General features: G+C 44.6%; 22 protein-coding genes. 5 read left to right on the plus strand and 17 right to left on the minus strand.

Annotated features, from left to right (window positions below; genetic code table 11):
• Nucleotides 1-345: 345 nt before the first annotated feature.
• On the minus strand, nucleotides 346-1,665 hold the full coding sequence (locus AC58QG_RS32655; RefSeq protein ID WP_497366191.1) for a DUF3427 domain-containing protein: 1,320 nt from the start codon (nucleotides 1,663-1,665) through the stop codon (nucleotides 346-348).
• A 192-nt stretch (nucleotides 1,666-1,857) separates the two neighbouring features.
• Here AC58QG_RS32655 and AC58QG_RS32660 point away from each other — a divergent pair, with 192 nt between their 5' ends.
• The 4 genes from AC58QG_RS32660 (at nucleotide 1,858) to AC58QG_RS32675 (ending at nucleotide 3,183) form a co-directional block, all read left to right on the plus strand.
• Nucleotides 1,858-2,124, plus strand: a complete 267-nt coding sequence (locus tag AC58QG_RS32660; protein ID WP_497366192.1) for a hypothetical protein — start codon at nucleotides 1,858-1,860, stop codon at nucleotides 2,122-2,124.
• A gap of 112 nt (nucleotides 2,125-2,236) precedes the next feature.
• Nucleotides 2,237-2,512, plus strand: coding sequence for a hypothetical protein (locus tag AC58QG_RS32665; protein ID WP_497366193.1), 276 nt, complete (start codon nucleotides 2,237-2,239; stop codon nucleotides 2,510-2,512).
• Nucleotides 2,513-2,585: 73 nt separating this feature from the next.
• Nucleotides 2,586-2,798 (plus strand): hypothetical protein, encoded by a 213-nt coding sequence (locus AC58QG_RS32670; protein ID WP_497366194.1) that lies wholly within the window; start codon nucleotides 2,586-2,588, stop codon nucleotides 2,796-2,798.
• A gap of 16 nt (nucleotides 2,799-2,814) precedes the next feature.
• A complete protein-coding gene (locus tag AC58QG_RS32675; protein ID WP_497366195.1) occupies nucleotides 2,815-3,183 on the plus strand; it encodes a DnaA N-terminal domain-containing protein in 369 nt (122 codons plus the stop codon).
• A 346-nt stretch (nucleotides 3,184-3,529) separates the two neighbouring features.
• Here the strand turns inward: AC58QG_RS32675 and AC58QG_RS32680 are convergent, their stop codons facing one another.
• From AC58QG_RS32680 to AC58QG_RS32755, 16 genes are all read right to left on the minus strand, one after another.
• Entirely contained in the window at nucleotides 3,530-4,294 is a 765-nt protein-coding gene (locus AC58QG_RS32680) for a hypothetical protein (protein WP_497366196.1), read from the minus strand.
• Between the two features lie 74 nt (nucleotides 4,295-4,368).
• Complete coding sequence (locus tag AC58QG_RS32685; RefSeq protein WP_497366197.1) at nucleotides 4,369-4,689, minus strand: phosphoribosyl-ATP pyrophosphohydrolase; 321 nt, start codon at nucleotides 4,687-4,689, stop codon at nucleotides 4,369-4,371.
• Between the two features lie 16 nt (nucleotides 4,690-4,705).
• Complete coding sequence (locus tag AC58QG_RS32690) at nucleotides 4,706-5,686, minus strand: NERD domain-containing protein (protein ID WP_497366198.1); 981 nt, start codon at nucleotides 5,684-5,686, stop codon at nucleotides 4,706-4,708.
• A gap of 335 nt (nucleotides 5,687-6,021) precedes the next feature.
• Complete coding sequence (locus tag AC58QG_RS32695; RefSeq protein ID WP_497366199.1) at nucleotides 6,022-6,966, minus strand: tyrosine-type recombinase/integrase; 945 nt, start codon at nucleotides 6,964-6,966, stop codon at nucleotides 6,022-6,024.
• Nucleotides 6,967-7,124: 158 nt separating this feature from the next.
• Nucleotides 7,125-8,663 carry a glutamine-hydrolyzing GMP synthase gene (gene guaA / locus AC58QG_RS32700; RefSeq protein ID WP_497366200.1) on the minus strand — a complete coding sequence of 513 codons (1,539 nt, stop codon included), beginning with the start codon at nucleotides 8,661-8,663 and terminating at the stop codon, nucleotides 7,125-7,127.
• A 112-nt stretch (nucleotides 8,664-8,775) separates the two neighbouring features.
• Nucleotides 8,776-11,262 carry a DUF4129 domain-containing transglutaminase family protein gene (locus tag AC58QG_RS32705; RefSeq protein ID WP_497366201.1) on the minus strand — a complete coding sequence of 829 codons (2,487 nt, stop codon included), beginning with the start codon at nucleotides 11,260-11,262 and terminating at the stop codon, nucleotides 8,776-8,778.
• Nucleotides 11,249-12,460, minus strand: coding sequence for a DUF58 domain-containing protein (locus tag AC58QG_RS32710; protein ID WP_497366202.1), 1,212 nt, complete (start codon nucleotides 12,458-12,460; stop codon nucleotides 11,249-11,251). The genes AC58QG_RS32705 and AC58QG_RS32710 overlap by 14 nt, the downstream gene beginning before the upstream one ends.
• 9 nt (nucleotides 12,461-12,469) lie before the next feature.
• Nucleotides 12,470-13,447, minus strand: a complete 978-nt coding sequence (locus AC58QG_RS32715; RefSeq protein ID WP_497366203.1) for an AAA family ATPase — start codon at nucleotides 13,445-13,447, stop codon at nucleotides 12,470-12,472.
• A 64-nt stretch (nucleotides 13,448-13,511) separates the two neighbouring features.
• A complete protein-coding gene (locus AC58QG_RS32720; protein ID WP_497366204.1) occupies nucleotides 13,512-14,978 on the minus strand; it encodes a polysaccharide deacetylase family protein in 1,467 nt (488 codons plus the stop codon).
• 224 nt (nucleotides 14,979-15,202) lie between these two features.
• Nucleotides 15,203-16,444: an MFS transporter gene (locus AC58QG_RS32725; protein WP_497366205.1), complete on the minus strand. Its 1,242-nt coding sequence runs from the start codon at nucleotides 16,442-16,444 to the stop codon at nucleotides 15,203-15,205.
• 33 nt (nucleotides 16,445-16,477) lie between these two features.
• Nucleotides 16,478-16,960 (minus strand): thioredoxin-dependent thiol peroxidase, encoded by a 483-nt coding sequence (bcp, locus tag AC58QG_RS32730; RefSeq protein ID WP_497366206.1) that lies wholly within the window; start codon nucleotides 16,958-16,960, stop codon nucleotides 16,478-16,480.
• A 157-nt stretch (nucleotides 16,961-17,117) separates the two neighbouring features.
• Nucleotides 17,118-18,038, minus strand: coding sequence for an RNA polymerase sigma-70 factor (locus AC58QG_RS32735; RefSeq protein WP_497366207.1), 921 nt, complete (start codon nucleotides 18,036-18,038; stop codon nucleotides 17,118-17,120).
• A gap of 39 nt (nucleotides 18,039-18,077) precedes the next feature.
• Nucleotides 18,078-19,355 carry a phytoene desaturase family protein gene (locus AC58QG_RS32740; protein WP_497366208.1) on the minus strand — a complete coding sequence of 426 codons (1,278 nt, stop codon included), beginning with the start codon at nucleotides 19,353-19,355 and terminating at the stop codon, nucleotides 18,078-18,080.
• 728 nt (nucleotides 19,356-20,083) lie between these two features.
• On the minus strand, nucleotides 20,084-21,064 hold the full coding sequence (locus AC58QG_RS32745) for a 2,3-diaminopropionate biosynthesis protein SbnB (RefSeq protein ID WP_497366209.1): 981 nt from the start codon (nucleotides 21,062-21,064) through the stop codon (nucleotides 20,084-20,086).
• A gap of 16 nt (nucleotides 21,065-21,080) precedes the next feature.
• Nucleotides 21,081-22,046 (minus strand): 2,3-diaminopropionate biosynthesis protein SbnA, encoded by a 966-nt coding sequence (gene sbnA, locus AC58QG_RS32750; protein ID WP_497366210.1) that lies wholly within the window; start codon nucleotides 22,044-22,046, stop codon nucleotides 21,081-21,083.
• A 14-nt stretch (nucleotides 22,047-22,060) separates the two neighbouring features.
• A complete protein-coding gene (locus tag AC58QG_RS32755; RefSeq protein ID WP_497366211.1) occupies nucleotides 22,061-23,281 on the minus strand; it encodes an AMP-binding protein in 1,221 nt (406 codons plus the stop codon).
• Between the two features lie 203 nt (nucleotides 23,282-23,484).
• Here AC58QG_RS32755 and AC58QG_RS32760 point away from each other — a divergent pair, with 203 nt between their 5' ends.
• Complete coding sequence (locus AC58QG_RS32760; protein ID WP_497366212.1) at nucleotides 23,485-24,411, plus strand: YheC/YheD family protein; 927 nt, start codon at nucleotides 23,485-23,487, stop codon at nucleotides 24,409-24,411.
• Nucleotides 24,412-24,521 lie beyond the last annotated feature (110 nt).

Consider the following 24,521-nt stretch of genomic DNA (forward strand, 5'->3'; position numbering starts at 1 on the left):
TTGAAAAAAGTCAGTAAAATCAAAGGTTTTCAAATCATTTCCTTAAAGAAAAAAGTTTACAGTATATTATTTAGTCTCATTAGTTGGTGAGGTTAAAAATTCGATACTTTTTGCCCCTCCACAACTTCGTTGTGTAGTGTCTTAAAAGTATCATTATTACCTCACCTTTATAATTTGTAGGTTATTTTAATATTAGTTTCATTTATTTAAGTCCCAAACGATTAACTTCAAAACGAGTCAATAAGCGAAGCGTTTGACGAGTAGACAAACCTAAAAGCGAAGCTTTTAGGTGCGTCAGGCACTTAGCTCAACATGGATCGATAGTGGGTACATTTAAATTATTCATTAACGAATATTATTTAATATTTCTCTTAATTCTTCTATACCATAAGGTGGTTTTTTCTTATGCAACATCGAATGACAATTAGGACACACTGGACGCAAATCCTCAATTGGGTCTACCTCATATTTCTCTCCAACCTCATGTAATGCCTTAAGATGATGCACATGAATAAAATTTCCTCCAATTTCACCATATGAGTTATAGAAGTTAAAACCACATACAGTACAATCTAATCCAAAATGGTCTATACACTTCTTTCTTGCCAAGGGATTTCGTTCATAAATGTTAACGTAAACCTGCTTTAAAGAACCCTCTAAATATTTTTCAGGTTCACTTATTTCCTCAGGAAGAATCTCTGGATGATTTTCAGATATATTATCAAAAGACCATACAATATTAACAGGAGATGAATCATAGTATTCTTTTGCTCTACCGTTACCTAAGAATAAAAAGTTAGGATCATTGCTATCTTCCCGCACAAATAAATAAGTTCTTCCTTTTGGGTGTACAAGTGACTGTATAGAATCATGCGAAAGCTTTGAATCCTTTTTGCCGTACCATATTAAATCATTTCCATCAAATCGGTTGGGGTGATTATGCCCTGTTCTTGCTGTCGTATCTACATTAACAAATACAAAAGAGTTATCTTTAAAGCGAGTGTATCCAGTATCCCAATTTCCACCTTGTTGTGACTTTGGGACATTTACAATATTATAAACATCTTTGCGGGAGTAATACTTCCCTACTTCAAACAGAGGTGGGGTGTTACTCCTACTCTCCCCAGGTTTATCTCCCTCAACTATAATATCAAATAACTCTCTACTTGTTTTGGTAGGAAGACATAAATCATTCAAATCAGCCAGTTTACATAACTTTTTTGCAAATTGTTTGCGCCACGCTGTTCCTTTTTCTTCTACTTCTACAACAAATGCTTTATTGCTAATACTAATAAATTTTACTGAAATAAAATCCACTTTGAATCCACTCCAATTGGTGGGATCATCAATTATTTGTTCGATAAGTTTCTTTTGGCGCTCGCTAAAATCAGCTTCTTTGTTCTTAAGAAGAAATCTAATCTTCACTTTTTTTCTAGTTTTTCTGTCTTTTCTCGCCAGTCTATGTTCTTCCGTCGTAATAAATTCATATGTATCCCCTTGATATGACCAAGATTTTTCATAATCTATACCATTGTTAATAATGTCATAGATTTCTTCATTCGTATTATGTGGCACAAACCCCTTAAAATATTTGTAAACTCCTTGAAGACTTGAAAACTTTCCAACAGTCTCGCCATTTTTCTTAACTTCAATCGGAATACTCATGAGGTTTCTCCTTATTAACTCTTTTGATAATAAGTATACAGCTTCAACACTAAATAGTTGTGCTAAATTTAAAAATGCATTCCATAAATTGGATAGTACTTTCTTTGGCATTATTATCCATTAATGAGATTATTTGTGATATCATGGTGTTGAGAATATATTACTAACACCACGACGGAGGATATCAACTAGATGGATAAAATTAAAAGGTATATAAACTCGACTAAAGCGCAAGAAAAAAGAAAAAAACTTATGAATGAAGTACCGAATACTTTATGGCTTTATCAAAAGGAACAGCTTTACGTTGACTTCTATGGTGAATGCGCCTTAACAGGAAAGTACGATTATGTTGCTTTAGATCACTTTGTCCTTTTGGATTGGGGTTCAATTGTTCGTAAGTATGGTATTGGGGGGAACAACTTATGCAAACATGGTTACACTGCATCGATCAATCAATAGTTCAAAAGGTTCAATGAACCCGTTTATTTGGTTTGATAGATATGGTGAAAGACACAATGTTGAAATGAGAAGATGGAATGAAGTCGTCGAATATATTGTAAAGAAACATAGGATGACTTCGAATGAATATATAGATAGAGTAACGGTATGTTATAGCGAAGTACTAGCTAAGAAATGGATGGCAGATGTAAATGCTAGATTAGAAGAAGAAAACTTTAGCCATTTCTTTTACATTGAACGTGCATTAAGAATGAAGCTTAACATAAGTGTTATTGTAGAATCGTATGGGAGTTTAACATCAAAAGAGTATTTCTCCAATGAAAAAACGATCGATTTAATTAAACAGATTAAAGATGCGTATACTCAGAGATTGAACAAGACTAAATAAAATATCAGTTTTATTGAGAATCTGAAAGAGTGATTCATGACCATCAGTATCTTAAGGATGAGAGGATTGCAATATGGACGAACAAAGCATAAAAGAAAATGACAATCAAACCATATTCATAAACAGGATGAATTATATCGAGAGCATTATTAGTTCAACGGGTAAGATTGAAGCTAGGTTGGCTAATATTGAGAACAAGATTGCTTCAATTGAACAGTTGTTGATGGGTTACACGATGAAATCTCTGATCCATTGGAAGTTCAGATTAACGAGTATGACACACTGAAAAAAGGAGCGGTATTATGACTGCTAAAGACGATGAAAAAATCATAAGGGTGACAAAGGAATTCGACGATGCGCTCCCTCAAATATGGGAGCGGGCATTGGCAAATGAAGAGAAATTGAAAATAGATTATATGAAGAATTTACTGGCGAAACTTCTTAATGATGTACGGAGCAACATCTCTGAAACTGCATTTGAGACATGGTTTAGTGACATTATTATTTCTTTAGACACCAACAAGAGCGTCATCTTCGGAACTGATACTACTATCAAGAAGGACTGGCTCGAAGTACATTATTCCAAGATACTGAAAACAAATCTTTTTAATATTACAAACATTGATTTCGAGATTTCCTTTATCGTTAGGACTGATAACACAACAAAATAAGCTTAAATGTTTCGTGGAGGTGCTTTGTATGTTAAAGCGATAGTGTATGATAATTATGATAATGCTGTTTGGCAACATAGCTGTTGTTGTAGGGGTACTCACCTCATGGTTCTGTTATTTGGACTTTTCATATTACTTACTCCTCCGTTTTGAAAACAAAATAGCACGTAGAAATAAAGGCTAGATCGCCATTATCCCTACGTGCTTCGTAGTTTCCGTTCATATTATTATTTATTTATTTATTTATTTATTACAATATATACCATTTATTGATGATGGTCAAAACTTTATTTACTGAAACATACTCTCAACCTTTATCCTCTATTGGCATATTCCCTCTAACGAGTCAACTTAATTTAATTGCATCTATAATCCTTCGAAAAAATCCTTCTTTAGGTTTATTAATTTCATGATTTCTATCTTGCCTAATTGCAATTTCAAATTGATTTTTATCAAGTTGATCTGATGTTGCATATGGATTCACATAACTTCTACAATGACTAACGACAACACCATTTTTTAAAACTGTTCCATCATTTTTGATATAAACATTTTCCCAAAGTTTTCCCTTGGAGTCCCAATATAGATTATGATGTAACCCTTCTCTGGCGATTTTTTCATTATATTTTTTTCGGCTTTTCTTTTCATCTTCTGCATTCTTGTCTTTACATGGAATACAAATATCGGAATGCGATTCCTTATAATAATAATGACGTGCGTTAAATTCTCTATTATGCTTGCATTCTTGACAATATCCGCATTCTTGCCAATTTCCCTTTCCATATAAGCAATCGGATTTTAACTGCCTGTATATTTGATATGGTTGAAAATTGGAAGTTGGGTCATAAGGGAAAATCTCATCAATATATTCTCCATTAACATTTCCTGTTAAATAGTGTTCAATTCCCTTCTTATACCTCAATTTTATATGTCCGAAAAATCCTGATTCTTCACCTAATATTTCAATTGGAATACAAGCTTTACAAGTGTAAGCATATCCATCTTTAGAACTTGCATTTTTTTTAAATTCGCTGAATGGTTTAATTTGCAAACATACTTTGCATTGCTTCTCCATTATAGATAATTCTCTCCTTATCTTTGCTTGTACCATATCGAAACTCTTACTTCGGATATTTTTGATGGGGACAGAATTATTAACTTATAAGTCCAAAACACCCATTTTAATTAATCCTGAACACTTTCCAAAAATAACTTCTCCTTAAACCCTCCACGATCTGCCTTCTTAGCCAATCTTACCTTCTCAAATTCCTCAATGCTAACTTTCTTGCTCTCCAGTATTGCATAGACCACTTCAACAAGATCAGCTAATTCTTCAACTTGTTCTTCTGCATTTGCATTCGTATATTCAAGAAACTCCTCATGAAGCTTTTGATTTAGCATTGCCTTATATTCAACATCACTAAGCATTCTAACATTAGCTTTCTTGCCTTTCGCTTCGATGATTTGTGGTATCTTATCACGTACAAGTTTGTTATATAACTTCATTGTTAGGCAATCTCCTTTACCCATTAAAGATACTTAAAATTGCGCCACCATATTTCTCGACTTTCGCTTTCCCAAATCCCTTAACACACAGCAACTCTTCCTCTGTTATTGGATATTTCACTATTAATTCATCCATCTCAGCATTATTGAAAATGAAATAAGCTTTAACATTTTCATCTCTTGAGGTTTTCAGCCTATATGCAGTCAGTTCTTCACGAAGTAGCGATTCTTCTTTACTTTTGATTTTAACTTCTGTGATCTGATATTTTGCTTCAAAGTCCATATCAATTGGAGTATTAAGTTTAACCAATAACTCAGCTATTCCTTGCATATCTTTCTCTGCAAGATCGTATTGATTAGACTTATCATTCTGATACTTCTCCAAGGTTGCTTTTATTTGGTCATACTTAATAAGCGTTTTTTCGATCTCAGCAGGGCATTTGACTTTCTTAATGATCGTTTTGGGATTAGCCATGACCACTAGAGATAGGATAGGCATATTGTTGATTTTCAACTCTTTGGAGAGAACATGTTTAAGTATATCTACATGCCTTGTATTTTGTGTTACTGGGCTGTAGATGCCTTCTTTATAATCTTTGCCATACTTGTTTTTCATTGTTCTAACAAAGTTACCGTCTGAATCAATGGAGATATTGCCACTTAACTTCTTCGTTTCCAAAATACATGTAAACTTGTTGGAAATCACAACAAAATCGAGTTGAGCAACGTAATTACCATATTCGATACGCACATCATGAAGGCACAGGATCGGAAGAAATGAGTTTTTCAATTCGAAATAGACGTTATTTTCCCCGTCTATACCGTATTTGAGTAACTTGATATCACGTTCAATATTGTCTTTTTGCTCTCCATCGGCAACACTATTAGTAAGTTCAATTAGAGACATAAGTTGATGATTTTCTTTTGTGAAGTCTTTTACGAATGTTGGACTTTGAATTGTACGTTTCTGACCAAATAGTTTATTCAATAGTGACATAGTCTATCTCCTAACATTTGTAGGTTAGTGTTTGATTAGTAGGAGTTAATACCTTACTTCACAGTCAGATTATACCATGCACTTTCATTTTTGCACCCATTTCGATGCTAGCTTTACCCACTCTATAATCGTGTTTAAATACAAAAAACAGATGTAGTAATCACTCTCCCCCGCATCTGATTTTCCACATTTATTTAAACGGCTCTATTTCACTCCATATGCCCCTCCCGCTTTCAGGTGACATATATGTCTTACCCTGTTCCAAAACGAGCTTAGAGTGGATCTGAGAGCCCATTGTGAGATCACATGCTAATGTATCAGCAACATTAATGGCGTTAAGATTTGTCATGTTTTATTTTCAACCCATTTAACGGGCTATGTAATCGTCCAATCTGCAAAATATCCTCCTGCTCTAATCCCCTTAGATATTTGGAAGTAATTTGAGTATCAAAATGCCCCATAAGTCTGCTCAAGCTGTAAATGTCAATTCCATTTCTCAATTGCTTCTGTGCGAAATAATGGCGACAATCATGCGGAGAACATCTAACCTCTTTTCTTACACCAGCATTATTGCAATGTTCTTTTAGAATCTTGTTGATGCGGGAGCGGGATAATCCTACAGCCGATTGATCAAGGAAATAGTAATCTTCAATTTCATCCTGTAGTCTTTTTTTAAATCGCTCCCGTTTTAATTCTTCATACCTTCTCATGTACTTCCGCATGATATTGCTAATGTAAACCAGACGCTGTTTAGAGCCTTTCCCATGAATCAGAATGTGTCGCCTTGCTATATCATCATTTTTTATATAACAAAGCTCAGAAACCCTTATACCCGTGTCAAAAAGCATAATGAGTATGAGTTTGTCTCGGACATTTGAATACGTTTCTTCTTCTAGGTCATTTAGTATCCGCGACACTTCGTCATCATTGAATGTGACAATGACGGTCTTCTCTTCCTTGAGATTTTTAATCCTCCGCATAGGATTATCTTGTTCATCAATAAATTCTTCACACACCAAATACTGAAAGAACACCTTTAACGTAGCAATATTATTATTTATTGTACTGTTTACTTCACTTCCTACACGTTGGCGCTCTTGAATAAATTTTTTGATATGAAACTGTGTAACATCCTCTGTTTCGGCTACACCTAACACTTTTACTGTGAACTCTTCCCACCTATACAAACGGAACACGCAAAGATCAACATATCTCTTTTCCCTGCCTAGAATTTCTTGGTTTAGCTTGAAGTCCTCAATTAGTTCTTTTATTTTGGTCATAAAAAATACTCCCTTCTATTCGCTAAACAACGCAAATAAAAGAGAGTAATTTTTGCACTCTATTGTTGCAGGTGTACGTGGAATTTCAATGTAATAACTGCTCGAAAGCCTTATGTATCAAGGCTTCCAAGCGATTAATGACATTATTTTATCCCAATCTATTCCCACTCAATCGTAGCTGGCGGCTTGGAAGTGATATCGTATACGATACGATTCACGTTCTCAACCTCATTTACGATACGTACGGAAATCTTCTCAAGTACATCCCAAGGGATACGAGCCCAGTCGGCTGTCATACCGTCGATTGACGTAACTGCACGGATACCTACGGTATAGGAGTAAGTTCTAGCGTCGCCCATAACGCCTACGCTCTTCATGCCTGGAAGCGCCGTGAAGTACTGCCAGATCTCACGATCTAGGCCAGCTTTGGCGATTTCATCGCGCAGGATAGCGTCGGATTCACGAACAATTTTCAGCTTATCCTCGGTAACTTCACCTAGAACACGAATAGCTAGTCCCGGACCTGGGAATGGCTGTCTCCACACGATCGCGGACGGAAGGCCACACTCTTCGCCTACTTTACGCACTTCGTCTTTGAATAGTGTTTTCAATGGTTCGATGAGCTTGAACTTCATATCTTTCGGCAGGCCGCCAACGTTATGATGCGACTTGATCGTTTGCGCGGTAGCTGTACCACTTTCTACGATGTCCGTGTACAACGTGCCTTGCGCCAAGAAAGTAAAGTCATCAAACTTGCTTGATTCTTCTTCAAACACGCGAATGAATTCAGTGCCGATGATTTTGCGTTTTTGCTCCGGATCCGCTACACCAGCTAATTTGCCTAGGAACCGGTCTTTTGCATCGATTTTAACTACTTTCATATCGAATTTGCCAACAAACGTCTCCATAACGCTTTCGCCTTCACCTTGACGCAGCAATCCGTGGTCAATGAACATACACGTCAATTGTGCGCCGATTGCTTTATGAAGCAGGATCGCCACAACGGAAGAATCCACGCCGCCGCTAAGTGCGCAAAGCACTTTTTTATCGCCAACTTCTGCACGAAGTTCTTTAATCATATCTTCCACGAAGGATGACATTGTCCAATCGCCGACACAACCACATACTTCATAAATGAAGTTGTGAATCATTTCGTTTCCTTGGACTGAATGACGAACTTCAGGGTGGAACTGAACCGCATGAATGTTACGATCACGGTTGCTCATTGCAGCAATAGGAAGTGAATCCGTGCTTGCTTCAACAACAAAGCCATCAGGTAAAACGGAAACATGGTCACCGTGGCTCATCCATACCGTTTGTTTCGCCTCTAGACCTTTAACTAGCGGGCTTTGGTTCGAGAACTCTAGATCCGCTTTCCCATATTCACGTGTGTGTGCACGTTCAACTTTTCCGTTCAATTGGTGTGCAATTAACTGCATCCCATAGCAAATACCTAGAATCGGAATACCTAAATCGAAAATGCCAGCATCAACCGAAGGAGCTCCTTCGCCATATACGCTTGCAGGTCCGCCAGAGAATACGATCCCTTTAGGGTTAATCTCACGGATTTTATCAACCGTTGTATTGTGCGGCAGCAATTCGCTGTATACGCCCAAATCACGGATGCGTCTAGCAATCAGTTGGTTATATTGGCCTCCAAAATCTAAAACGACGATCAATTCACTCGGTTTACTCATTATCCGACCTCCTAGGTTCATAGCGGTTGAAGCTTCGGGAGAACCCTTGTCCATTTACCGCTATTTCTAGGTACTAATTTTAAACATTAGGCACCTAGGATGTAAAGGGGATTTAATGTGTCTTTTGAATGGCTTTCCAAATCGCTGTAATTTCCCGCTTCGAATAGGCGAATGCACGCGCTGGATCGTAGCGGACACTTTCATAGATTTGAGCGAAAGTCATCAGTGCCTGTTGTTGCCCTTGATGGCTCACCCGAAGATTCATGACATATTCGCGAACCGTTTGATTGGCTGGTTTGACACCATATTTGCGGAAAAGCTGTCTCCACAAACGATCCATATAAGGCGTCAACGGATGCTGCTGAGTCGTAGTTCCATTGTTGTAGCCGGGGAGCTCCACCGTTCTATGCAACAAATAGCCTTGACGTCGCAGTAAGAGAACCACACCAACAAGCAGACAGATGCTGCCGATCCCAACGAAAACAGCACTCTTATAAGCCTTTACCAATTGGATGAGATTATTCTTCGATGTGTGCAGCCACTCGCTCGACTTTGTAATGACGGAACTTGACATTGGTGTATTGGTGAGTGAAGCCGTCAACCCCAGTTGCTCCATAGTTTCACTAGTCATCATATCTCTCGGTTGATCCGCGGATATCCCTGAGAAACCAGGAGTTGGCTCGAATGGTACCCATCCCATGGATGGAAAATAGACCTCAACCCAGGAATGCGCATCTTGATTCCGAACGATAACCTCTTGCAGCCCGTTGTCATCGCTGGAGCCTGCTGATCCTGGAGCAAACCCCTTCACCCACCGGGCGGGTACACCAACTGAACGAAGCATGACAACCATGGCTGTGGAAAAATGATCGCAATATCCTGTCTTATCGACGAACAGGAAATGACTGACGAAATCTTCGCTGCGACTGGGATTGGTAGGTTTTTCGAGACTATACGGAAAGGTTTGACTCAAATACTGCTCAATAGCCACCGCTTTGGCATAAGGAGTCAACCGATTTTCGGTTACTTGCTCTGCGGTGCTCCGAACAGTCCGCGGCAGCGTAGCCGGCAATTGCAGGTATTCGCTAGTGATCGCTTCCGGATATGGCGCAATATCTGTGTTCAACAAATCTGGATTTTCCTTGATAGGTTGAACAGTTATTTTGTAATAAGATAGCGGGTCTGCGACCTCCGGTAAGGTCGTTAAGCCACTTACTTGTGACATTAAAAGACTATCGGATGAGATCGGCTTCCCTTTCTCACTCAGCAGCATATCAACGCTCCGCAGCTGCCCCCCTACGAACAATTGTTTACTTGGCGAGTTTCCATTCAACAAGATCTCCTGCTCCACAACAGGCAGCACTGACGAAGCCGGACTAAAGGCCACAAAGGGCTCTAACTTCTGAATAGGCTGTGTCCAGCCTTTGCCATCGTAGTAGCTTTTGGATTCGCCGCGCCAGTAGGTGAGTTCGGTGGTTTTGGCTGTAAATACTGGTGAAGTGTCCACTTGGAGTGGACCACCTAACGATGTGTCATTTTGACCATATCCAGATGTCGCTACGGTAGGGCTTACTCCCATATCTTCGTTATATAGCTCAAATAAACGATCATACCAATTCGTCCAACTGACCGGCTTCATCAAAGGTTCGGACTCCGTTTGTTTGGCTGATAACCAGCCGACCCCAGACAAGATCCCTACGACAATCACGCTGACGATCAACCATTGCATATAACTTCCTGAACGTGTAATCGCTACTCGATAGGTCTGTTCAATTCTCGAAAGATTGAGCAGCGCCATCAGGAGAAGCCCGTAGCCTAATGTGCGAATAATGCCTTGCACGGTATCCGCCCCTAACACGAGCTGGATACCTACGAGATAGATTAGCGTTGCCATTACAAACCAAAGACTATGCTGTCTCTGCAGCATAAGCGCCTGGACGACGGAGAGCAGCAGCGCCCAGCCCATTAAAAATAGGAGCGTACGCATCTCACCGCTGATGAGATCAAAATGAGCCTGTACGATGTACACAATATCTTGCACGAACGTCCTCACCAGTGAGATGATCCATCCTCCAGCAAGTAAGGAATCCCGGTAAAACATATAGCCAATAAAAATCACGACCATGCTGCACTTCGCCAGCCATCCCCATCCATAAGGTACCCTGAAGCAATCCAGTGCAAGGCAAAACCCAAATACAAAAAGGACCGGTCCAATTTGGATCGACTCATCGGCCATCCAAGCCAATGGTCGCAGCCATTCCGAGAGAAGTAGAAAGAGCAGCAGGGTGATGAGACTGTCTCGGAAGAGACTACTGTGTGTTGGCGGCAGGCTGTCTGCGCGGAAGATGAACTGGGATGGGTTGCGTGATGATGTGTCTGGGTGTGAAGGACTGGTGTGTAGATTGCTAGAGGGTGAAGTGTCTGAGTTCGAAGTGCTTGAGTGCGAAACACCCGAGTACGAAGTGCTTGAGTGCGAAACACCTGAGTACGAAGTGCCTGAGTGCGAAACACCTGAGTGCGAAGTGCTGGAGTGCGAACTTTTTAAAGGCGAAGTGCGAGAGCGCGCGTGTAGCCCGCGGCGTGGTTCAAGCGGTTGCATCCGCAACACCCCCTTGCTTCGGCCACAGGCTCTGCGGATGCGGCACTTCCGTGAAGCTGCAGCCTGTGGCCTGCAGCTGAGAAGCCCCCTCTCGCTCTGCGACCGAGAGGGAAGGCCGCGCGTGCACGTAGATCACGTGCACGGCTCGGCGCCTGGTGCGCGCATCTGCGATCGCGCGCACCAGCGCCACATCCAGCGTCGATGTGATGCACAGCATCGACGCATGCAGCGGCAAGTCTGCCGCCTCTTTCCTGACGAGGTCAGGAAAGGACAGGGCGGGCTTGCCGCCAACACTCGCGAGTACTTCGTACGCGAGCGTCAGGTCGGGGCGAATCGTCGGCGCGATTCGCCTTGCTTGAGAGGAGCTGCAGGCGAAGCCGCAGCTCTCTCGCCCGCCCGCGGCAGCTTCGAAGAAGCCAGCCGCGAGGGCGACGCCCTTCTCCAGCAGCGGCTGAGCCGCTTCTGCTGGGCCGGCCGCAGGCGCTACATCGAGCAGCAGCATCCACTTCGTGGAGGCGGCCTGCTCGGGGTCTTTGGTCATGAGACGGCCCAGACGAGCCGTCGATTTCCAGTGGATGCGGTGATACGGATCACCGCTGGTGTAATCGCGAACGGAGCTGATCAGCGGCGTTTCAGCCTTTGAACGAATGGATGTAGAACCTTCATCGGATTGAAACGTCATCCCGCTTCGTCCCAAGGCATCCGGCCGCGGATACACGACATACCGCTGCAAGTCTTCTCTATGTACTTTGCGCAGCGCGAAACCAAAAAGATCACCAGCCACAGCTTCAAGGTGAGCAAATCGATAGCTGCCTCGCATAAGATGGGTCATTTTATAAGAAAGCAACAGCGTCTTCTGAAACCAAGGGAACAGCAGCTTACTATACGTCAGCTTCCTCCCGCTTCCTTCATGGATCCAGGTCTCCTTCATGAGCAGCCATGGCATAGGTACCCACGATTGATGCTTGATTTCCAAGACAATCGTCACGTCTTCACCGGAGAGAAGTACATCGCCAGACAGGTGCCGACTCAAGTTCAAGCCTTTCAGTGCAAACACATAAAACAATCCAGCCTGTATCCAGATTAACGATAAACAAATGCCTAAATACCACGCGGCAAATCCGCCTTGGCGATAAGCCAAGAAGATCACCAACACACAACTTACGAGCAATAACGTCGTCTTCCCCCAGCTTTTCATAATGGCCCCCTACTTCGCTGTAACATAACGAAGAACTGGAGTTTGCATACCATCTAGTAAGCTTTTAAGAATCTGTTCTGCCGAACGCCCCATCATGCGAGCATCCGAAGTCAGAATAAGTCGGTGCGTCCAAACGGGTAAAACCAAATCCTTAATATCATCCGGAACAACAAAGCTTCTCCCTTTCACGTAAGCCGCCGTTTGTGCAGCACGCATCAAGGCATACGATGCCCTCGGACTTGCGCCTACATAAAAATCAGTATGGTCCCGCGTCGCTAAAGCTAAGCGAACGATGAAATCTTTTAACGTGTTATCCACATGGATCATGGACGCTTCTTTCTGCAATTGCACAAATTCGTCCTGCACGATAACAGGCTTCAGACTTTCCAGCGGATGGCGATCCTGCAAGCGATCCAACATCAGAATCTCTTGATCATGCGTTGGATAACCGAGCGAAAGCTTCATCATAAACCGATCCATCTGCGCCTCTGGCAGAGCATACGTCCCTTCATAATCCATCGGATTTTGGGTCGCGATGACGACAAAGGGCTTAGGCAACTCATAGCTCGTGCCGTCAATGGTCACGCGTTTCTCTTCCATCGCTTCGAGGAAAGCAGACTGAGTCTTCGGAGAAGTCCGATTACATTCATCAGCAAGTACGACCGATGTCATTAATGGCCCAGGACGAAACTCAAACTCATTGCTTTTTACATTAAAAACAGAAACACCTGTCACATCCGAAGGAAGCAGGTCTGGCGTACATTGGATTCTCTTAAACTCGCAACCGATCGTTTTGGCTAATGCGCGTGCTAGCATAGTTTTGCCTACACCAGGAACGTCTTCTAGCAGTAGATGACCGCCGCTTAACATCGCGATAAAAGCTCTCTCTATCGTCTCTCTTTTGCCAACTATCACTTTTTCTACGTTCATGATCATCCGTTCCACAAGAGGCTGCGGTTGATCGAATATTCGGGTTTTCGACGCCATAGACAAGAAGCCTCCTTAATAAGGGTATGCTTCTAGTTTTTCCAGCTCTCTACTCTTTTAGACATTAACCACCCATAGCAAATAGAGAGTTTTTGAGAATACTATTATTTTCTTTGAAAAAGTAGAGAGGTCGCAGCGCCATAGTGACTTGACGATTGTCACTTGCCATTACCGCATTCGTAATTCGGCCGCCTAATGCATCTATGGTTTTGCGCAGAGGAACGATAATTTGATTATTCTGCATATCCATATCCGCTAGCGAATAGGCAGCTGTTTGCGTACCTAAGGTGTACAAACGAATGCTTCTATTGACTAGATCATAATCCATATCATAGATGCCGTAATGCGCATTGGCTGTTTTCGTACTCGCCTGCCATTCGACCTTTCCGCCCATCTTCTCGATCAGATAACGCAGGGGCAGCTCTATTTGATTCGCACGCAGCTTATAAATGGAGGGCTCTATGCTAAACGTATTGCCTCCGAGCACATGAACCTGCAGAGGCAAGGCCGCTTGTTTGGCGAGTATACGCGCAGCCTCCTCCTCTTCTTCCTTCTTCGCTTTGGCTTTCGCTGCCGCTTCGGCCTCCAGCTTCTGAACGAGGCGCTTTTCCTCTGCCATCTTTGCAAGATTAGCAGGGCTCGGGTGAGCTACCGCATATTGCTGCGTTTGGTCTACCAGCGCTTGAAAATGCTGCAAGCTCATATTTCGCGACCATTTCGGTTTCGTGATGGCGAATTGTTTGGGCTTTACTTGATCAGTCAACGTGGCGAAAGCGTATCCTAACTTTTTATAATAACTAATAACTTGGGGTAATACGGCAACAGAAGATTCATGCCCCGTTCCATCATGGAAAAGAATGTTGATCTCACGATCAAGTGGTGAAGCCTTCACGGTTTGCCAAATTTCATTCACTGGCACATTGGCTCTCTTGGAGTCTCCGCTGTCGACATTCCAATCCTGCATGATATAACCTGCCTGTTCCATCAAATAAAAGTAGTAGGCATCAAAATTAGTAGCCGTACCTCCAGGTGCACGTACGAGTTGAGGCCTGATCCCCACAATATCTGAAATAGCGTCTTCACTGCGCACAATTTGATTCCAAAAGGTTTGAAAATCACTATAAAGCTCTTTATAAACATGATTATAGGTATGATTGCCAATGGCATGACCGTCTTTTACGATTCTTTTGAGTTCGTTAGGATGCGCTTTCGCTTGCTCGCCAAGTACGAAAAACGTCGCCTTAACATCTTCTTTATCTAAAATATCCAGCACCTGATTCGTCAGTTTGCTTGGACCATCATCAAATGTCAGATACACTGTCGGCTGCTCCGGTGTTACGTAGGTTCTTTCGCTCTTCAGTCGCTTCCCTGCTTGAAGCTGTTGAAACGCCTCTTGCACGGCTGGATCAACTTCATTCTCCGCAGCTTTGGCTGGCATCCAACCAACCAAGAGTGAAACTAGTAAAACAACAACCATCATGATTTGATTTCGCAGCCTTCTGTTGTTTGGAGCTTGTACCTGTAAGCGCATCCGATGATCCCTCCGCATGTTCTATCATTTTGACATCTGATAGATTATATGGGCGAAGGTATGAGAGTATGACACAAAATAAACGGCTACACCGTCCTCTTAGGACGTGTGCGTTTATAGAGAATATAGCCACCTTATAATGTGAAACATACATTCTATATTTGAAAAAAAACGATCCTTCTCAGCAATGAGAAGCATCGTTCATGAATGATTTGGCAGTTCGTTTAAGCTTCCTGAGGCAAGCTATGGCGCTCCTCTTTCGTGCCTATTTTAAACAGCGAGCGACTGCCGATCAGACCTGCAAAGCTCACGATCAGCAACAAGCCAAGCAGCAAAATCGCGGATCTCGCCCCCTGAAAGGAAACGATTTGCGTACAGACGGCGATGAGCAGAACGCGCATCCCCATACCTACGGTGTTAAAGAAGCTGTTCACACGGCCTATCAAATGATTCGGCACGATTTCCATTAAGATTGTATTCCTCGCTACGCGACTTCCTGCATTTCCCCAGCCGTTCAGCGTTTTAAATACTAGAAAGATAGAAACGATTGGAAACGAATAGAAGAACACGATTGATAGACTAAACATGACAAATGCGAGAATCGTTGTGGCATATGCCCCTAGACGCTTCATGATAAGCGGAATCGTTAAACCTGCCGCGATAGCCCCTATGGCAAATATCATATCTGCCGCTCCAAGCACATTGGCACCGCCATGAAGAACGCTTGTAATGTACACAGGGTACAAATAGTTCCCCACCATCACACATAGGAAAGGCATCAGCGCACACAGGAAAAATAAGACCAATAGCGGTCTCGTCCTCAAATACGTGTACCCTTCCTTAAAATTGGCCCACATGGAGACAGCGCCCGTGGCTGTGACAGACTTATTCTTGATATAAGGAATGAGCAGAAAAAGGCCAAAGCCTAAGAAATAGGTCATCGCATCCGCTAATAGGATCCATCCAAAATTGATATGGTCAATCAGCAGACTCGCCAAGCCCCCTGCGATCATGGAGGTCGATTGATTTTGCACCTCGAGGATCGCGTTCAATGTCTTGTACTGCTCCTTGGAGAAGATCTCCTGGGTAAACGCGAACTGCGTCGGAAAGTGGACATTATAGTAAAGAGAGCCACTGAAATAAATCACAATTAATTGCCATGTTTCAAAATGACCAGCTAGGATCCCCCATAACGCAAAAAGCAGAGTGACAGCACCGCCGACAATTTCGCTGCCCAGCAGCATTTTTTTCCGAGAAATGCGGTCAATATACGCGCCTATATGAGGCGATAGCAGGAACAGAATGAGGGTAGAAACGAGCGTTGCGTACCCGTATATCTCACTTCCTCCTGCCCGATTCACCAGTAACCATGGCACCCCGATCATCGTAATCCCAGAGCCGATCGAGGATAACATGTTTGCCATCATTAGAAACATCATTCTTCGGTCTTTGAGCATGAGCCACATGTTCTATTAACACCTCGATGAACGTATTTGAACTTACTTCATTTCCAGAACAGCATCTAACACAGATTGAACGTGATTTTTAATCTTCACTTTACTCCATTCCTTCACAATGTATCCTTTTTCATTGATAAGAAACGTCGATCGAATAATGCCCATATACTCGCGACCATACAGTTTTTTGAGCGCCCATACCCCATACTTCTCAGCTACTTTATGATTCGTGTCTGAAAGCAGGAGGAATGGAAGCTCGTACTTGGCAATAAATTTGTCGTGCGATTTCAGCTCGTCCGGGCTGATGCCAATCACTTCTACACCTAACTCGGCAAACTTTCCATTATAGTCTCTAAAGTCGCAGGATTGCTGTGTACAGGTTGGTGTATTGTCTTGCGGGTAAAAATAAACGACGACTTTGCGCCCTTTATAATCGGCTAAAGAAACTTTCTCTCCGTTAGAGGCAGGCAGCGAGAAGGCTGGTGCCTTACGCTTGGTTACTGCCGTTTCATTCACTTTTTTCAATTGCGGTTCTCTCCTCTTTCTTCACTTGCTAGCCAGCTATCAACTTCATCCATTATGCGACATTCCCAGGATGACATCAAACGAAAAAAAGCTGCTACGAATCGCAATGACTCATGAGCAGCTTTCTATATAAGAGGATAAGACCTCACGCTTCCGTTTACCTTGTTTCGAGGTGCTTCAATTTATCAGGATTCACGACGAGATAGAATGACTTGATCTGACCATCCTCCACTTGGAAGGTCATCACATTATTGGGTTGCTCGTTCACATAGGCTACGATCCCTATTTGTTCGTTCACTGTCGTTAACGTATAGCGATAACCCTCCGGTAATTTGCCCAAAATACCAGACAAGAACTTGGCAATTCGCTCTGCTCCTAAAATAGGGTGGATCGCTGCTTTCACCTTGCCTCCGCCATCGGAGTATAGAACCGCATCAGATTTCACGATGGTTAACAATTGACCGATATTGCCTGACATAAGCGCGTGTACGAATTGTTCCACGACCGCTGTCGTTTGTTTAAGATCCGGTGATTTAAGTGGTAACTTCGTTTCACTTTCCCGCTCCTCTGGCGGATGACTAATCGCGTTCTTGGCTCGACGGAAAATTTGACGGCAATTCGTGCTGCTTTTGCCCACAATCTCCGCGATTTCATCATATTCATACTGCAGGACCTCGCGAAGCAAGAAGACCGCCCGCTCTATCCAAGATAGCTGCTGCAGGAGCAAAAGGTACGCGGTGGACAGTGACTCTTTGTGTGTATACGCAAGATCAGGTGCAATCTGATGATCCGTACTAGGCGTCAACAGTGGCTCCGGCAACCAAGGCCCGACATAGACCTCTCGCTTTTTGCTAGCAGAGCGCAGGTTGTCGATGCAGCGGTTTGTGACGATTTTGCATAGATAAGCCTTGGGATTGTGAACGTGGTCCAGATTCGTCTCATTGGCATACAGAAATGCCTCCTGCACGACATCTTCCGCATCCATCACACTGCCCAGCATGCGATACGCAAGCGAGAACATCAATGGCTTATAGGACAGATAGATCTGCTCGGAAGCTTCTGCTCCTGTGATTTCCATCTTGCCACACCTCCCGATTTTTACTTTTATAGGATAATTCTAAGCGAACTGAGGCGTTTTTAAAATAGCGTGGGCTGCGCGTCTAGCACTTGCCGCCGAGGCATCGGCCAGCATTTCGCCATGGCTTACCCAGTCTCCAGCTACATAGAGACCGTGAATACCTTTGACAGCTGGGCCCGTTTGCAGATTGGATTTACCTACATGCAAGGTGTCGTGGACGACCGTCATGTTCGGCAGAAACTGTTTAGCTACGACTTCTTGTTCCCAACCCGGATGCAGGGTATTCATGGCAGCAGTAAGGGTTTCCTCATCATCCTTCGGGTTACTTTCCCCAGATCCGTTATATTTGACCATATGCACGACTAAGGTGCCGTCCTCACTAAGCTTGGCATTTAAGGTGTGATGCGAGAAAAAGATCGGTTGATCCAACGCGATAGCCACATCTCGACCTGGAACGGAGAGCCTATTCAAGCCTAAGTCAAGGCATGCAGCCTTCGAGGGGCGCGCTTCGTCCTTCCACTGCTTCAATATCGTGCGGTCTGCGTTTGGAACTAGCTTGTAGGTCTCCGATGGGGACGCGGTGCTGATGACATGCGATACTTCGACCATTTCTTCATCAACAAGTTTGAGGCCCAGCACCTGACCGTTCGCATGTACGATTTCTTTCACGTCGGAACCACTTATAATGTGGACACCTGCTTCAATCGCTTTCTCATGAAGCTGATCGACGATCGTTTGCCAGCCTCCGTGGATGTAAAGAACTCCTTTTAATGAGCGCTGAACCTGCCCTAGCACCGGACCAGCAAGCTGATGATCTGGATCATACGTGTAAGTTGCCGTTCGGCACAACGAGTAAAAAATATGACGAACCATCGGATCGGCAATTTCTTGCTCCGCCCACTGTCTCAACGGTGCGTTTCCAACCTTGCTCGCGTCCATTTTGGTTAGCCGTATGACGAGTCGCAGAAGTCCCAGCTTTCCGGACCACGAAAGCAGCTTCGATGTGAGCACGCTGAGCGGCGTTGCCGGCATCGGCACTACCCCGCGGTTCCACAAAGCATTGACTTTCGATGAAGGCGGGCCTCCTTCGATACGAACACCAAGCTCTTGCAGAATTCGAAAGGCATCTCCTGCACGGTATAAGGCATGCCCGCCAAGGTTGAAAAGCACACCATTTTTCTTATTCGTCATCGCTCTGCCGCCCATTCGCCCTGATCGTTCCAGCAGAACAACGGTTCTGCCCCCCTTCGCTACTTCAAGTGCGGCAATGAATCCAGCTAAGCCTCCACCAATGACGGCTGTGTCGTATTTTGTCATGTTCATCATCCTCCATTTCGCTTTACGTCTATAAGGCGAAATAGGTACGGGTTTTGTGACAAATACTACTCGGATTCTGAGCATGTGGTGGGCTGACTAGTCCACTTTGCAAAGGTTCAGACAAGGATTGAGGTGTCCGATGGGGACTTGTCTGAGTGTTTAGCTGTATAACATACAGTTAATTCCTGCGAATCGGACGTTCTTTCAGGAATAGCTGTAAAAACTACAGTTAATTGATTGGGATTTGGAAGAAACGGGGCAATCGTTGAAAAATAACTGTAGGAAATGCAGTTAACCCGTCCAAAACGTGAGATATCGCCCGAATAGATGTAGAAAATCCAGTTAGTTTGATAGGGTGCGGTTAACGGTTGGGTTGGGTTGGGTTGGGTTGGGTTGGGTTGGGTTGGGTTGGGTTGGGTTGGCTTGGGTTGGTTGGGTTGGGTTGGCTTGGGTTGGTTGGGTTGGGTCTGCATAAGGAGTCACCATCCAAAGACAAAAAAATAATCCACAGACGATTTTCTGTGGATATCTTAGTGTGTGGATATGTTAATACACGTTGAATAAGTTATACACAACAGGGACTTATGGCCCTGTGGACTTGTGGGTAACTCTGTGGATAGATGTGGATAACAAGCAAATGACGCTCTCTAGGAGAGCCGATCTCTGTTTACTTTTGTGAATTCCCACTACCAAAGTACTGCCTACTCGATGCCCCATCGCAGTTGTTGCTATTTCAACCCACTTCGCTCTAACGTAACGCCCTTCTCCAGACGCAAGGCTTCCCTCCAATAGTAACCTGCGATGGCAATGTCAAAGATACCTAAGCCCATCGGATTAAAATACACAGGCTCTCTTGCTTCCACACTAGCTAGTTGGTCGCGAAGCACCACATCGGCTAATGTGCGGACGCCCGCTTCCTGTAAGTTATACAGGAGATGCAGCTGCTCGATATCCGTCTGTTCACGGCACACCTCGCGCCAATCATCCACAATGATCGCTTTCACGCCCGCCACGCTTTCCGGTTTATAATCGCGCAGGGAGACATTGAGAAGGAGTGCACCTTTGGGTGGAACTTCATCAATATACCGCTCAGCAGAGACCGTGCAGGTCATGATCACATTAGCCTCACGGTAGTCCGCTCGCCAATCGTTTACAATCCGCGTCTTCTCTTGAATGTCAGCTGGAACCGTCGCAGGGTCAACCCCCTTGAGATCATAAATGCTGACATGGCTAATCAGATCTCCAAATAAAGCCACACACATAGCCAAATGCAGGCGTCCGATCGGCCCCCATCCTAGTAAGAGGATGCGTAGCTGTCTCGGCTTCCTGGCAGCGACATAGTGGTTCATCATCACACCGCTAACCGCTGCGGTTCGCAAACCATTCAACAGTCCACTGTGGATAAATGCCGTAGGCTCACCCGTCGAGGGATTATTCAAAATCAATGTATTGTGAGCTCTTGGCAGTCCCAATTGGATATTATTTGGAAAGCTCGCAATCCATTTGATACCCGACATCTCGATGTTACCGCCCACATAGGCAGGCATCGCAATAATACGGTTCCTCGGATCACGAAAACGTAAGTACGGCTTCAAAGGGTGTGCACAGTCCCCGCTATCTTGTATGGCAACGACATTTTGAATGATGTCGGTTAGCTTCTTCCAATCGATTCCGATTTCTCGGATATGGTCATCCTGTAAATACAACATCCGCTAGTCTCCCATGCTAGTTACTCGGTGTATACCCTATTTCTCGTCGAACCCATTCATCGTTATACACAGTACTCAAATACCGTTCACCACGGTCCGGCAAAATGGCTGCGCAAATGGCTCCTGCGGGAATGATTCCGCTCATTCGTTGTATCGCTGAAATAACGCCTCCGGAGGAAGCACCCGCTAGTACGGCTTCTTGCCGCACTAAAGCACGGCAGCCTTCCACACAATCTCTGTCCGAGACGTACATAACCCTGTCCGCAACATCATGCCGATGCAAGCCCGGTGTAATACCGGCACCTAATCCTGGGAACTTCCTCGAACCTTTTTCCCCGCCAAAAATAACGCTGCCTTCGGCATCCACTGCCACGATCTGTGTTGACCATCCACGACTGCGGATGTATTCCATACAGCCTCGAATCGTTCCACACGAGCTAACTCCGCAAAACAAATAATCCACCGCTCCTAGCTGCTCGCCAATTTCCCGCATCGTTGTCTCGCTATGAGCCAGCGCATTGTCCGGGCTTCCGTACTGGTTCGTCCAGTACGCATTAGGGATTTGACTCACTAGCTCAGCTACTCGCCGAATCCGAGCCGGCAGAAACTCGCCCGTCGCCTCATCCGGCACGGAAACGAGATCGATCTCCCCATGGAAGCTGCGGATGATTTGCAAATGCTGCTGCGTCGTGCGGGGATCAACAACACAGATGAAACGAAGCCCGAGATATCGGCAGAGCTGAGCCAGACTGATCGCCAGGTTGCCGGAGCTAGACTCCACGATGACACTCTCGCTCGTCACCTCACCTCGGCGTATCGCTTCCCGCAGCATAAACAAGGCAGGTCGATCCTTCGCGCTGCCGCCAGGGTTCATCCATTCCATTTTGCCATAAACCTCAAAGGGTTGATCCTTAAACAAACGTGATAGCCGAATAAGCGGCGTATGCCCGATCGCTTGGACAATACCTCCTTCAAGCTCCATTCGCTTCCCCTCCTTTACGTGTAAAAAATTTTCTTATTTTTCACGGAGGTGCGGTTCTGTGAATCCTCAAAGGTGCCCCCGATAACTTGAATGCCTTCCAACAGCTTTGCCTGAATCATCATGCCGATAGCTGGAATGCGGCTTTCCACATCTGCACGAATGCTGTCCAGAACGACTGGTGTTGCAAGTGCGCTGTAGACAAATACAGTTAATGCGTTACCGCTTACCTGTACACGAACGCTCGCTTCACGAAGAAGACGATAGACGACATCCTCTATGTCATAGATACTGATTTTCTCCCCGTGCTTCAGGTCAGGCCCGATGCGTTTCACGATGCTCTGAAAGCTCTGTGTAGGAACTCCATCGACATCTATAGCTCTCAAATCCCGTACAACATCGTAGGTGACGTACCGCAGCGCCGGGAACGAATCCCTTACGGTTGAGGTGAGGATCAATACTTGCTCTAACTCATCCGGCAGAGGCTCCATATCCGCATCTATCAGCTCCGCTTTGACACCCTCTGCAAGGATGCCCTCTGCAAATAAATATCTGCCGTATTTGTGTGAAAAGTAGGCTATGGTCCCAATCTCGATGGAGCCGTACGTATCGGTGATCTGCGTCTCGGCTATCCCCAGTCTTTCGGCTGTACGTTGTCTCCAACCTGGTGAAGCAATCTCCCCAACTAGAATGACATGCTGGATGCCATAGCTTGCAGGATCCTCCGACGCTTGCAAAATCCGATCCAAAATGGATGGCATTGTATACAGCACCTCGGGTCTAAAGCTTTGAAGCCGTTCAATATGCTGCTCAATTGGAAGCCGAAAGGATAACGACTCCACCTCCATACCGAGCTCGCGAAATACCTCCACTGCCGTTGCCTCCGCATGACCTGTACCCATATCCGCCATCGCAGTTCGATAACGGGTGCCTTCCAGAATGGTACGGAAAACGTCCAATTTGATTCGCAAATAAGCTTCTTCGTCTGATTGGGAGTAAAAAATAGTCTTTCGCCGCTTCGAGCTCGTGCCTGACGTCTGGTACGAATTCATATCCACTTCCTGTAAAAACGGGTTAGCCTCTGTGTAGTAAAACGATTCCAGCATTCCAGCTGACACTAGCGGTAGTGCAGTAAGCTCTTCCAACTCATCTTGATCTATTGAAGCTTCCTGCTCGAGTCCTGGCAGCAACCAGGGAAATTGCCGCTTCATCCTGTGTGTAACATCTTTCATGCGCATAGACGTGCGGCTCCTCCTCTCAGCTCTACTAACTGAAACATGCACCTCAAATCCACCTGACTACATATTCTATGCGCCCTTCCTGCCCATCGTTCTTTATTCCTAATTTCCAAAATCATTTTCCCTGTTCACCTGCCCCTCCTGTCGTTCATATCATAATGAAATAATGAAACGCCGTACTCGGTAGAAAGAGGATCGTCACCATGACAAGTTCACTGAAGGCTGTTTCAAGCAAATGGATTAAAACACGCGTCATACTTCGGAATGTAAAGCTGCGCCAGTATGTGCCGACTACGCATCCTTTTGATCGCAGCAGACTATCTGCCATGCTCGCCCAGCACGGTATGCTCTATGTTAAACCCGACATCGGTTCCCTCGGTATAGGAGTTATGCGCGTTGAGAAACGGGGAGGTATCTATCGCTATCAGAGCGGGGTGAACATCTACCGTTTTCCGACATTCGAGAAAATGTATCAGTCACTTCAACACCGCTGCGGCACCAAGCGTTATCTCATTCAGAAGGGAATCCATGTCCTCACTCACGAGGGCAATCCCTACGACTTCCGCGTCATGATTCAGCGCAGCCCTTCGGGGAAATGGGTATGTACAGGAACAGCTGCAAGGGTTGCTCATCCACAGAAGGCCGTAACCAATGGCAGTCAAGGCGGCACCATTTACAGTCCCTACGACCTCTTGGAACCCCAATTCGGCGTCGATGCAACGTCTATTCTTATGTTTAAAATGGAGAAAATAGCCTATTTGACCTCTCTTCAATTAGGTCGCGCATATCCAGGCATGAACGAGCTTGGCATCGACATCGCCGTCGATCATAAGCTCAAGCCATGGATCCTCGAGGTCAACACGCGGCCCGATCCCTGTCCCTTCACCAAGCTGGAGGACAAATCGATCATCCGTAAAATCATCCAGTTCGGCAGAGCTAATGGCCGGAAGTATGATCTAAGCTGCTCGAAAGCGAAGAGAGCGCCGATGCGGCGCTTTTCGACCGCTTCTATTGAGCAACCACTCCCGAGCGTAGAACCTTTTACCGAACCTCTTACAGAACCTCTTACAGAACCTCTTACGGAACCTCTTACGGAACATTTTTCAGAACCACCTTCTGAGAATGAATGATGTTTTTCAACGCTACAGCTTTCCTTCTGGCGGATCCCCGGACATCCTCACGCTGTAAGCGTGTTTTTCACCCTTACAGCTCCTAGAAGGGGGATTCTATACAAAAAAAG

The sequence above is a fragment of the Paenibacillus sp. J22P169 genome (assembly GCF_059691995.1).